The 12,047-nt window shown below is 61.3% G+C and carries 8 protein-coding genes; 2 read left to right on the top strand and 6 right to left on the bottom strand.

Going from position 1 to position 12,047, the window contains the following annotated elements; genetic code table 11:
- Nucleotides 1-10: 10 nt before the first annotated feature.
- Both pfkB and ptsP read right to left on the bottom strand, forming a co-directional pair.
- Nucleotides 11-952 (bottom strand): 1-phosphofructokinase, encoded by a 942-nt coding sequence (pfkB, locus tag BLW70_RS09215; RefSeq protein ID WP_074873698.1) that lies wholly within the window; start codon nt 950-952, stop codon nt 11-13.
- A complete protein-coding gene (ptsP, locus tag BLW70_RS09210) occupies nt 953-3,814 on the bottom strand; it encodes a phosphoenolpyruvate--protein phosphotransferase (protein ID WP_074873696.1) in 2,862 nt (953 codons plus the stop codon).
- 288 nt (nt 3,815-4,102) lie between these two features.
- Here ptsP and cra point away from each other — a divergent pair, with 288 nt between their 5' ends.
- Complete coding sequence (gene cra / locus BLW70_RS09205; RefSeq protein WP_074873694.1) at nt 4,103-5,098, top strand: catabolite repressor/activator; 996 nt, start codon at nt 4,103-4,105, stop codon at nt 5,096-5,098.
- Nucleotides 5,099-5,101: 3 nt separating this feature from the next.
- Nucleotides 5,102-5,881, top strand: a complete 780-nt coding sequence (locus BLW70_RS09200; RefSeq protein ID WP_074873693.1) for a TatD family hydrolase — start codon at nt 5,102-5,104, stop codon at nt 5,879-5,881.
- Nucleotides 5,882-5,999: 118 nt separating this feature from the next.
- Here BLW70_RS09200 and BLW70_RS09195 read toward each other — a convergent pair whose 3' ends face one another.
- The 4 genes from BLW70_RS09195 to BLW70_RS09180 form a co-directional block, all read right to left on the bottom strand.
- Nucleotides 6,000-8,030 (bottom strand): methyl-accepting chemotaxis protein, encoded by a 2,031-nt coding sequence (locus BLW70_RS09195; RefSeq protein ID WP_074873690.1) that lies wholly within the window; start codon nt 8,028-8,030, stop codon nt 6,000-6,002.
- Between the two features lie 296 nt (nt 8,031-8,326).
- The gene (gene ampE, locus BLW70_RS09190; RefSeq protein WP_074873688.1) at nt 8,327-9,163 is read right to left on the bottom strand and encodes a regulatory signaling modulator protein AmpE; all 837 of its coding nucleotides are present in this window, start codon (nt 9,161-9,163) and stop codon (nt 8,327-8,329) included.
- The gene (ampD, locus tag BLW70_RS09185) at nt 9,160-9,720 is read right to left on the bottom strand and encodes a 1,6-anhydro-N-acetylmuramyl-L-alanine amidase AmpD (protein WP_074873686.1); all 561 of its coding nucleotides are present in this window, start codon (nt 9,718-9,720) and stop codon (nt 9,160-9,162) included. Before ampD ends, ampE begins: the two co-directional genes overlap by 4 nt.
- A 64-nt stretch (nt 9,721-9,784) precedes the next feature.
- Nucleotides 9,785-11,995: a DUF1631 domain-containing protein gene (locus BLW70_RS09180; protein ID WP_074873684.1), complete on the bottom strand. Its 2,211-nt coding sequence runs from the start codon at nt 11,993-11,995 to the stop codon at nt 9,785-9,787.
- Nucleotides 11,996-12,047 lie beyond the last annotated feature (52 nt).

Raw genomic sequence — 12,047 nt, 5'->3', positions numbered from 1 at the left:
ACAAACCCTCTTATTGTTCTGTCAGGGGGCGCACGCGCACACCCTGTTCGAGCCGCGCCAACTGCGTGGCGTCGCCAATACCGAAACCGATCTGGGTGACCGCCATCGCGGCAATCGCCGTGGCGGTGCGCAACGTCTGCTCAGGCGTATCGGCGCTGAGCAAACCGTGGAGCATGCCGGCCAGTAACGAATCGCCCGCGCCCACGGTGCTGACGACACTGACCTTGGGCGGCGTGGCATGCATGGCCGAGCCGATACTGAACCAGTTCACGCCATCGGCACCGTCGGAGATCACCACGTGCTCGATGCCTTGAGCATGCAAGCGGCTCGCGGCTTCAGCCTGTGCCGCGACCGAAACCATCTCGCAGCCCATCACGTCGGCCAGCTCTTCGGTGTTCGGTTTTATCAACCACGGAGCGGCATTGAGCGCGGCCCGCAAGGCTTCGCCACTGCTGTCCAGCGCCACGTTCAGACCGAGATTTTTCAAACGCACAATCAACGCCTGCAACCACTGCGGGCTGATGCCTTGTGGCAGGCTGCCGGCAACGACGACCGCGTCATGATCGGGTGCAATCTGATCAAGTCGATCAAGCAACGCCTGTTGCGCGGCTTCACTGACCAAGGGGCCGGGACCGTTGATGTCGGTGATGCGCCCATCGCTTTCCGCCAGTTTGATATTGCTGCGCGTCTCACCCGGAACACGGATGAACGCGTCGACAAAGCCGCGTTTGGCGAACAGGGTTTCGAACGCTTGAAGGTTGTCCTCCCCGAGGAAACCGCTGACCGTGAGCTGATGCCCGAGGTCCGCCAGCACCTGTGCCACGTTCACGCCTTTACCGGCGGCATGCGTGTGCATCTCGTCGCTACGGTTGACTTGGCCGGGGGTAAGCAGCGGCAACTGGACCGTGAGGTCCAGCGCCGGGTTGAGGGTCAAGGTCAGGATCTTGGCCATTTACAGGGCCTCCACTAGTGCGCGCACTTCATTGGCGCTGCCCACGGCCAGGGCCTGTTGGGCAAGAATTTGAGTCTGGGCCAGGCTGAGCTCGCGAACCCGCGCCTTGACCTCGGCGATGCTGCGACCTGACACACTGAGTTCGTCCACGCCTAGGCCGACCAGCACTGGCACCGCCAGCGGATCGGCCGCCAACTCGCCGCACACGCCGACCCACTTTCCGTGGGCATGGGCCGCGCGCACGGTGATGTCGATCAGTTGCAGCACCGCCGGGTGCAAGCCGTCAGCCTGGGCCGACAAGGTCGGATGACCACGGTCGATGGCCAAGGTGTATTGGGTCAGGTCATTGGTGCCGACGCTGAAGAAGTCGACCTCTTTGGCCAGCACCGGCGCCAGCAAGGCAGCCGACGGCACTTCAATCATGATCCCCAGTTGCAGGTCGGCAACCGGAATTTCCAGACGCAGACGTTCGGTCATGTCCCGGGCTTGGCGCCACTCGTCGACGCTGCCGACCATGGGGAACATGATCCGCAGTGGACGGTTGTCCGCCGCACGCAGCAGCGCGCGCAATTGCGCTTCCATGATCTGCGGGCGTTGCAGGGTCAGGCGAATACCGCGCACGCCGAGGAACGGGTTTTCTTCTTTGGCAATCGGCCAATACGGCAGCGGTTTGTCACCGCCAACGTCGAGAGTGCGGACCACCAGCGGCCGACCGGCCAGGCCATCGAGCACGCGACGGTATTCGACTTCCTGGGTCGCCTCGTCCGGCGCCTGCGAGTGGGCCATGAAAATCAATTCGGTGCGCAGCAGGCCAATGCCTTCGGCGCCCTGCTCCACCGCGCTGGTCACGCCCGCGCTTTCGCCAATGTTGGCGAACACTTCGACCGCATGACCGTCAGTGGTCAGTGCCGGTTGATGACGTTGTTCGGCGGCCGCTTTCAAACGTTGCTCGCGGGTGTCGCGCTCTTCGGTGGCGCGCTGCAAGGTCGCCGCGTCGGCGTCCACGTGCAGGCGACCGCGTTGACCATCAATCAGTAACGGCGTGCCCGGCGCCAGCAGCAACACGGCCGGGCCGGCGCCGACCAGCGCCGGAATACCGAGGGCTCGGGCGACAATCGCACTGTGCGCGGTAGCACCGCCACGGGCGGTGAGGATGCCGGCGACACGGGCCGGATCAAGGCGGGCGACATCGGACGGGCCGACTTCATCCATCACCAGAATGTACGGTTGCTCAGGTTCGCTCGGGGTTTCGACGCCACTGAGTTGCGCGAGCACTCGACGGCCGATATCACGCAAGTCGGCGGCGCGTTCGGCGAGCAAGGCGTCCTGCAGCGATTCCTGTTGTTTGGCCGCTGCTTCAATCACCGCCATCCACGCTGCTTCAGCGCTTTCGCCCTGCTTGAGACGGGTGTCGACTTCATCGGTCAATTCCGGGTCGTCGAGCATTTCCTGGTGGGTGATGAAAATCTCGCGAATGGCCTTGGATTTGCTGCGTTCGATCAGGCCTTCGATGTCGCGACGTACGTCCGCCAACGCCTGCTGGAGACGCTCGCGCTCAATCGCAGCAGACTCGCCACGCAGCGGGTAATCAATGGTTTGCAGCACTTGAATGTGCGCCGGGCCGATGGCGATGCCCGGTGCGGCGGCGATGGCCTGGATCAGGCTGCCGGAGGCTGGCGCGAGGATTACCTCGGCTATATCGGCGATCACTTCGCGCTGCTGGCTGACGGCTGGCAACGGCTCGACTTCTTCACCGAGGCCTTCTTCGATGGCGGCCAGCAAGGCTGGCAAGGCATCGGCGGCGATGCTCGGCTCGGCAACAAATTCCAGCACCTGACCGCGACGGGCGCCGAGGCTGAGCAGTTTGCTCAAGCTCTTCACCGACACCGCGCTATCCTGGCCATCGACGATGCGTACGCGGATTTCACCTTCAAAGCTTTTCGCCAGTTGCGCGAGGATCTTCGCCGGACGCGCGTGCAAGCCGTGGGCGTTGGCCAGGGCGATGCGAGCGCTCGGCCAATCGGCTGGCAGTTCACCGCCCAGGACTTCAAGGACTTTACGGCTGCTGGTGGCGCGGCCCAGTTCGTGGCCGCGACCTTCGATCAGCAACGCACAAAGGCGTTCGAGCAAGGCTTGGTGAGCTTCACCGAGGCTGGCCAGGCAGAACAGACCGCTGAGCGGCTGACCAAGGTAACGCATCGGTTTGTCCGGCGTGACGAAGGCCAGGCCCGGACGCTTGACCGTTTGCTCGCTGTGCAACCACCACAGCCCATCGCCCAGCGGCAGCGCGTCGACCTGCTGCAACACGGCGGAGAAACCGTTGCTCACACAATCGGCCTGACGCAGCAAACGTGCACCGCGCCAGACCAGCTCTTCGAAGTCGTCGGCGGACACACCGAGGCCGATCATCTGGGCATCCAGCGCCAGTTCTTGCGGCGCGCCTTGCAGCAGTTTCAACAAGGCTTCGGCGGAACTGGCGCGGCGTAGTGCCTGGCCCAGGTCGGTTTCGCCGAGGGCGCGGGTCAGCAGTTGCAGCAAGCGCAGGTGTTCATCGGATTTGGCCGCAATACCAATCGCCAGGTAGACGATCTGACCGTCGCCCCAGTCCACGCCTTCAGGGAACTGCATCAGCCGCACGCCGGTGGAAAACACCAGATCGCGGGTTTCCGGCGTACCGTGAGGGATGGCAATACCTTGACCGAGAAAGGTCGAGCCCTGGGCCTCGCGCGCCTGCAACCCGGCGAGGTAACCCTCGGCCACCAGACCATCGGTGACCAGATGCTGCGCCAGCAGGTGCAACGCTGCGGACTTATCCACGGCCGATTGGCCCATGGATATCTGCTCTATAGTGAGCTCGAGCATGCTTTCTCCTTTTTGGCGTCTTGTGACGCCAGGTATTGTTTTGAATGATTCAGCTTAGGCTCTTGGTCATCACTTTTGGCGGTTTCGCGGCAGAACCGGCAAAGAAGCCCATAACGTAGAAAATACGCTTGCTGAAACGTTTAATCTAGAATGATTGGCACGTTACTCGATTATGTCTCATCCTTGAAGTCCAATTGTCGGATGCGTCGCGACGATGGTCGTCTGCCTTAATCGGGTAGGATTGGCGAAAATGTCGAGGCAAGCTCGAAAAAACAAGGAAAAACCGGGTTGAAACTCAGTGATATCGCCCAGTTGGCCGGTGTGTCCGTAACCACCGCCAGCTACGTCATCAATGGCAAGGCAGAACAACAACGTATCAGCAGTGCCACCGTCGAGCGCGTACGCGCGGTCGTTGAAGAACATGGCTTTACGCCCAATCCGCAGGCCGCCGGGTTGCGCAGTCGGCACACCCGCACCTTGGGTTTCATTCTGCCGGACCTGGAAAACCCCAGTTACGCGCGCATCGCCAAACTGCTGGAACAAGGCGCCCGGGCTCGCGGCTATCAGCTGCTGATCGCCAGTTCCGACGATGCACCGGACAGCGAACGACAATTGCTGAAGCTGTTCCGGGCCCGGCGCTGCGATGCATTGATCGTTGCCAGTTGCCTGCCGGCCGGCGATGACAGCTACCGCCAGTTGCAGGCCAAGGGCATTCCGATCATCGCGATCGACCGGGTCATGGAACCTGAGCATTTCTGCTCGGTGATCAGTGATGACCGCGAGGCCAGCCTGCAACTGACCCGCAGTCTACTGGCCCCGTTGCCCAAGCAGATCGCACTGATTGGCGCACGCCCCGAACTGAGCATCAGCCAGGAGCGGGCGGCCGGTTTCAAAGGAGCGTTGAACGGGTTCAAAGGCGAGGTGCTGATAGAGCACGGCGAGTCGTTCAGCCGTGAGTGCGGCAAACAGTTGATGGAAGAACTGCTACAGCGCCTGGGCCATTTGCCGGATGCGCTGGTGACCACGTCCTACGTGCTGCTTCAGGGCGTGTTCGATGCATTGCACGACTTCCCGCTCAAAACCCGCCCGTTGCGCCTCGGCACCTTCGGCGACACGCAGTTGCTGGATTTCCTGCCGTTGCCGGTCAACGCCATGGCCCAGCAACATCAGCTCATCGCCGACAAGGCGCTGGAACTGGCCCTGGCCGCCATCGAGCAATCGGATTACCAACCCGGCGTGCAGGCCATCGCGCGGACCTTCAAGCAGCGTATTCGCCAGGACTGAACCGTGGAGCTGATCGACAGCCACACTCATCTGGACTTTCCGGACTTCGACGAGGATCGCGCGGCGGTGTTGGCCGAGAGCCGCGCCCTCGGAGTGCGGCGGATGGTGGTGCTGGGGGTTTATCAGGGCAATTGGCAGCGGGTCTGGGACCTGGTGCAAAGCGATCCCGACCTGTATGCGGCGTTCGGTTTGCATCCGGTGTATCTGGATGATCATCGCCCTGAAGACTTACACGAACTGGGTGATTGGCTGACTCGGTTGGCGGGTCATCGACAGTTGTGCGCGGTGGGCGAGATTGGCCTGGATTACTTTATCGAAACCCTGGACCGTGAACGCCAACAGGTGCTGTTCGATGCGCAGCTGCAACTGGCGGCGGACTTCAATCTTCCCGCGCTGATTCATGTGCGACGCAGCCACGCGGCGGTGATTGCCACGCTCAAGCGGTTTCGCTTGAAACGCGCGGGGATCATTCATGCCTTCGCCGGCAGCAAGGAAGAGGCCCGCGAGTACATCAAGCTTGGTTTCAAACTGGGTCTGGGTGGTGCCGCGACCTGGCCTCAGGCCTTGCGCATGCATCGTGTGCTGGCCGAACTGCCGCTTGAATCAGTGGTCCTGGAAACCGACTCGCCGGACATGGCGCCCGCCATGTTCCCCGGTCAACGGAATAGTCCGGCGCATCTGCCGGCGATCTGTACGGCGCTGGCGGGGATCATGGCGATCACGCCTGAACAACTGGCCGTCGCCAGCACTGCAAATGCCTGTGAACTGTTCAACTGGCGTTAGTCACCGATCGTTCCCACGCTCTGCGTGGTAACGCCTCCTGTGACGCTCTGCGTCACGACTTTTGGGACGCGGAGCGTCCCGGGCTGCATTCCCACGCAGAGCGTGGGAACGATCCTGCTTAAACCCGGAACGCGCTGATCAGCTGCTTCAATTCCACCACCTGAGCCGACAACGCACGACTGGCATCCTCAGTCTGGTGCGCACCTTCGGCAGTACGCTCACCGGCGCGGTTGATTTCGACAATATTCTGGTCGATGTCATGGGCCACGGCGGTCTGCTGCTCTACCGCGGCGGCGATCTGTTGGTTCTGATCGACGATCATGCCGACCGCACCGAGGATGTTTTCCAGCGCTTGCTGAACCTTTTCCGACTGCCCCACCGTGCCGTTGGCCATCTGATGACTGGTCCCCATCGCCTTCACCGCAGCGCCGACTCCGCTGTGCAGCTTGGCGATCATCTGCTCGATTTCCTCGGTAGATTGCTGGGTGCGCTTGGCCAGGGTCCGGACCTCGTCCGCCACCACCGCAAAACCACGACCTTGCTCACCGGCCCGAGCGGCTTCGATGGCCGCGTTGAGCGCCAAGAGGTTGGTCTGTTCGGCGATGCTCTTGATCACCTCCAGCACACGGCTGATGGACTGGCTGTCGCTGGCCAGTTGATTGATCACCAGCACCGACTGGTCGATCTCACTGGCCAGTGCCGCGATGCTGCCCTGCTGGGATTCCACCAGCCCACGACCGCTGATGGTCTCATCGTTGACGCTATGAGCGCTGCTGACCGCTGCCGCGGCACTGCGTGCAACCTCCAGGGAGGTGGCGGACATCTGGTTCATGGCCGTGGCGACCTGCTCGATCTGCGTGCGCTGCCCCGCCACCGCCTGGTTGCTCCGGGCGGAAACGTTCTCCACCTGCCCGGCTTGGCGCTCGACCTCAGTGACGGTCTGGCCGACCCGCTCGATCAGGTCATGGATTTTCTTCACGGTGCCGTTGAACACCTCGCCCAGCTCGCCCAGTTCATCGCGGCTGTTGGCGCTGAAGGTCACCGTCATGTCGCCGGCCGCGACCTTGTCCATCACCGCGCCAAGACGCTTGAGGGTGGTGCGGGTCGAGGCGTAGAAGCCGCCATAGAGGTAAAAAATCAACACGAACACCACCGACAGCGCCAAGGCCTGCAAGACCATGTGGGTGCGGTTCTGCTCCAGTCGCTGCTGCAATTGGGTGCCAAGAAACTTCAGCGTGGCTTCGTTGAGTTGGTAGGTTTGGTCCATCAGGCCCGTGACCTGGTCGTAAAAGCCCTGCCAGGGCGCATCCAGCGTGTCGGCCATCACGACCTGTTCTTCGAACAGTTCACTGGCCTTTTTCAGCGATGCCTTGCTGTTTTCGGCCTGAGCCGCCAGGGTTTCGCGTGCCGCTTTGCTGGAGCCCAGCGCGTCCTGCAACTTCAGGGCATATTCGGCCTGCAGTTTTTCGATCTGCGCCAGCAACTCATCAAAACGGGTACTCGATGCCGAGTTGAGAAAACCCTGCCCCAGCGAAAAAGAGCCCATCGCCCGGCCTTCGCCGAGAATCTGGGTGACCGGTGGCGTGACGTTGGTAATGAGTTCGCTGAGCTGGCGCATGTCGCTCTGGGTGTCGCGGCTGAGGCCGGCCTGACTGGCGATGACCTGGCTGAAAATTTGGGCGTTGCCGAGCAACTTGCCGATCATCGCACTTTTGCTTTGCAGGGAGCTTTCCGCTTGCTGGGCCTTGAACGCGGCGATCATCTCATCGCGTTTGCCATCGAAAACCGTGATCTGCTCGGGGTCCGTGGTCATCGCCGTCAGCCCTTGCAAACGGGTCAGCACATTTTGCCCCAGGGTACTGATCTGCGACTCGACATTGCCGGCCTTGCCGGACTGACCAAGGGTGACGTTGATCTGCACCAGGTTGTTCAGGGTTTCCAGATCGCGCCGCAACGTCAGGCTGCTGCCCAGCAGGTCAAGACTCTGCAGCTCGACCCGGGTGCCCTGGAATTCTCGATAAGAATCGCGCACCAGATAGAAGTTGGTCACCAGCATCGGCACAAGGAACAGCACGCTGATCAGGCTGAACTTCATGCCAAAGCTCAGGCGGTTCATCAGCGCGACGGCGGGATAGAGCAAGCTCTTCACTATGAAGTCTCCCTTCGATTTCTTATTTTTATTGGCAGGCGCAGGTCGAGAGCAGATAGCCACTATTCGGCGCTGTCTCTGTATAGCTTAAATCGGCGGGATGTTTTGTAACTTAAGGTTAACGGCGAGATGCACACTTAGGACGATAGATACCCCTGTGGCGAGGGGGCTTGCCCCCGTTCGGCTGCGAAGCAGTCGCAGAACCTGATTGCACAGTTTGACTGGAAAAATGCTAGGGGCCGCTTCGCGACCCAACGGGGGCAAGCCCCCTCACCACAACGGAGTCCACTCCAGAACTAAGCAAGAACGGTCCACAGCGCGAAACCGGCGTACCAGAGCACTGCCGCGCGCAGCAGCAGTTCCCAGATCCGGTCGAGGCTGTTGATGCCGTCAGGCCCGACCATTGGCGCCGGAATTTCACCGGCCACCAAGCCCACCTTCTCGATCAATTGGGCGGCGCTGATGTTCCAATTCAGCAGCTCGTTCAACATTACCCGGCCGACTGCGACAAAGTTGCCGACCAACGCAAAACTCGCCGCCAGCAGACGCACCGGCACCCAGTCGAACGCATGACGCAGTTTTGCGGCGCGCTCGACCACGGCCGGGGTCTGCCCGTGTTCTTCGGCCAGGGCCAGCAGTCGATAGCTCAGGGCTGCGACCGGCCCCAGCAGGAAGTACCAGAAAATCACCGCGAAAAAGCCCTGATAAGCCTCCCACAGCAAATGCCCTTCGACCCGTTCCAGCAATTGTTCGCCGCTATCGGCGCAGATACCCACATCACGGTCCGCTACATGAGCGGCCGCTTGCAGGTCTTCCCGGCGCCAGGCATCGCGAAACGGCCCCAGACCGGCCAGCAGATCACCCCGGCCCAGACTGTAAATCACCACCAGCAGGTGCACCGGCAACGCCAGCAGACCGTAAGCCACCGGGTCCAGAACCAGTAGCAGCAAACCCAGCAATGCCACTGGCAACAACACCAGTATCACCAGGATCAGCCACGGACTTTTTGCCAGACGCGGACTGACCTCAAGCTTGTTCAGCTCGCGAACCCATCCACCATCGCGCTGAATCCGATGACGCAGGGCCGAGAATTTCTCGATCCAGACCGCCAACAGCAACACCAGAAAACTCATTGTTGTTCCTCTTTTGCCAGGGCGGCGCGATAGCGTGCCCAGTCGAATGCAGGCCCGGGATCGGTTTTACGCCCCGGTGCAATGTCGCTATGCCCGCAAATGCGCTCTGCGGTGATGGCCGTGAACGTGCTTTGCAGCTGCCGGGTCAGGGTCGTCAACGCTTGATACTGGGCATCGGTGAACGGCAAATCATCCGTGCCTTCAAGTTCAATGCCCACGGAAAAATCGTTACAGGTTTCCCGTCCTTCGAAACTCGAGACGCCGGCATGCCAGGCACGCTCAAGACAAGAGACAAACTGAGTGACGGTGCCGTCACGTTCGATCAGAAAGTGCGCAGATACACGCAGGTCGGCGATCCCTTCAAAGTAGGGATGTTCCGTGACATCCAGACGATTCTGGAAAAACGCCTGCACCTTGCCGGTGGCGAATTGCGCAGGCGGCAGGCTGATGTTGTGGATCACCAGCAGGGAAATTTCATCCGAGGGGCGCGCATTGAAGTTGGGCGATGGGCAAATATCTACGCCCTGACACCAACCGCTCGCGGGGTCCAACTGCATACAGGTTCCTTCAACGACGACTGTGTTGGCGCCCAGTATGCCGCGATAGCCCCTCCGGGCGCGATCACTTGCCGCGATTGAGGCGCCGCAGGTTGCCAATCACCGACTCCAGCGCCCGGTCGAACAGCAAAGTGTCGTCCAGTGTGCGCACCGCGCCACGACGGAATTCCAGCGCCAGGCCGGTGCGGCTGCGTTCCAGCACTTTCATCCCGGTGCGGTTGACGAAAATGTATTTGCCGGTGGCTTCAATGATCGCCGCCAGTTTGCAGCGAAGGGTGTTTTCCTCGTCTTCCTGAAACTCGACCCAGCCCCCCAACCGCAGTTGATCGACCTGAAGCAGGCCGGCATCGTCTTCCGGCAAGCGCACTGACGCCGTATCGACCGGCCCTTCGTCGGCGGTTCGCAGGACGACTTCCTGCTGCACTTCGACCATTACCGGCGTATCGACAGACTGTGCAAGCTTTGGCCCTGGACGTTCGAACAGCTGAACGTGCAAGGCTTCCAGCTCACTGAAAAATTCGCTGGTGGCGAACGGATCGAAGGCCGAACGGCTCAGCCCGTCGCGCAACGATTTGAGCAACCCAGGCACCAGCGCCAACAAACGCTGGCTCGCATCGGGCTCGTCATGACGCTGCACGCTCCAGATCAATTGCTCCATGGTCTGCACATCGGCGTGCCATTCGGCCGCCTGATCGCCGTGCTTGAGGCACGTCAGCAGCAACACCTGGCTCCACGCTTCCTGGACAAACGCCACCACCCGCTGCGGCAATACTTTGCCCAACAAGGCCTGATTCAGCACCTGTTCGACGCGCTGGCGGGCCAGTTCAGTCCTGGCGCGGCCTTCTTCGGCGTCGCGGGTGCGTTGCTCGAGCAGCTCACTGCGACGGCGTTCATCGCTGGTGAAGGCGAGAAAATCCGCGAGCAATTCGGAGAAGACCGCCGGATCATCGACAAAATCGTTGAGCAAGCGTTGCACCACCTGTTCGATGCGCAGATACAGGCTGTCGCGCTCATGGTCATCGCACTCCCCCCAACCCATGGCGGCGGTGGCGATTTCATTGAGCAGGCGTCGGGCCGGGTGACTGCTGCGGCTGAAGAAGCTCTTGTCGAGCACCGCCACTTTCAGCATCGGAATCTGCAAACGGCCGATCAACGCCTTGAGCGAATCCGGCAGGTTGCGGTCATCGAGGATGCATTCGAAGAGCATGGCAATCAGGTTGATCACGTCTTCGTCGGCCACCCCGACCACGCGTGACTTGCCACTTTTGACGCTGACCCGGGTCAGCAGCTCTTCGAGCTGGTTTCGCAGATCGAAGTCGTCCTGGGCTTCCGGCGCCGGCACGTATTGCTGCAGGTGCGAGAGCAGGCGCATCAGGTCACGGGTGGTAATCGGCTGTGTCTGGGCGCTGGCTTCAAGCGTGGGCGCGACACTGCCACGCACGTTAAGCAGCAACTCCTGCAACGCCGCGAAGACTTCCTGCACGCTGTCGTCGGTCGGCGGGCCACTGGCGCGAGTGTTGGCGTGAGCCGGTTCAGTATCAACGTCGGCTGCCGCACGCTCCTTGACCCGGCGCGCAGGCGCAGGCTTGAGCTCAGGCAGAACACCGGTGGCGAGCAGCAACTGATTGGCTTCGGCGTAAAGCTGATTGGCATCCCTGAGCACATAGCGGTCGAACAGTTTGAGGATGATCAGCTTGACCTTGATCTCCACTCCCAGGTTGCGCCCGGCCTGCAAAAAGTACTCGCAGAGCATCGACGGCGCCATGGGATTGTGCTGATCGAGCAACTCCCTCCCCAACAGTGCGCTGAAGCGGGCGGTCAATTGGCCCAGGGCGAAACCGTCGCGGCTCAGCACTTTGCTGACCATTGCCTCCACTGCCACCCTGCGCTCCACGTCGTCATCGGGCAGTGCCACCGAGGCATCGAAGGCCAGCGACTGGGGCAAGGCAGATTGAGTGCTGTCGTACCGGGTGAGGCTGACAAAAGCCTCGAAGAATTGTTCGAGAAAGCCGCGTTCGATGTTTTTGCGTTTAAGGCGCAAGTCGCGCATGGCTTCGAAGAACAGGTTCTGTTCGACGTCATCGCGGGCCCGGTCGGCCATTTCGAACAGCGTGTCGTCGGCGTTATCGAACAGTTCCTGCAAACCATGCCTGAGCTGTTGTGCGGCCTTGTCGCGAACCTGAAGCAGAATCACAGGCAGGCGGGCGAGCGGCGAGTGAGTCGCCTGGTCGGTAGCGACCTTGTGCAAAGGCACTACATTCCCGTCGTTGTGCATTCAGCCCTCCTGAAACGGTGAGTCTTCAAAGTCGTCAATCACGTCAAAGCCA

It is taken from the genome of Pseudomonas frederiksbergensis, assembly GCF_900105495.1.
GTDB classification, from domain to species: domain Bacteria; phylum Pseudomonadota; class Gammaproteobacteria; order Pseudomonadales; family Pseudomonadaceae; genus Aquipseudomonas; species Aquipseudomonas frederiksbergensis.
This window is presented reverse-complemented; position numbering and strand designations above follow the sequence as displayed.

What these genes read in the sequence shown, in the direction of transcription:
- pfkB (WP_074873698.1), bottom strand. Translation starts at nt 952, where the DNA reads ATGGCCAAGATCCTGACCTTGACCCTCAACCCGGCGCTGGACCTCACG.
- ptsP (WP_074873696.1), bottom strand. Translation starts at nt 3,814, where the DNA reads ATGCTCGAGCTCACTATAGAGCAGATATCCATGGGCCAATCGGCCGTG.
- ampE (WP_074873688.1), bottom strand. Translation starts at nt 9,163, where the DNA reads ATGAGTTTTCTGGTGTTGCTGTTGGCGGTCTGGATCGAGAAATTCTCG.
- ampD (WP_074873686.1), bottom strand. Translation starts at nt 9,720, where the DNA reads ATGCAGTTGGACCCCGCGAGCGGTTGGTGTCAGGGCGTAGATATTTGC.
- BLW70_RS09180 (WP_074873684.1), bottom strand. Translation starts at nt 11,995, where the DNA reads ATGCACAACGACGGGAATGTAGTGCCTTTGCACAAGGTCGCTACCGAC.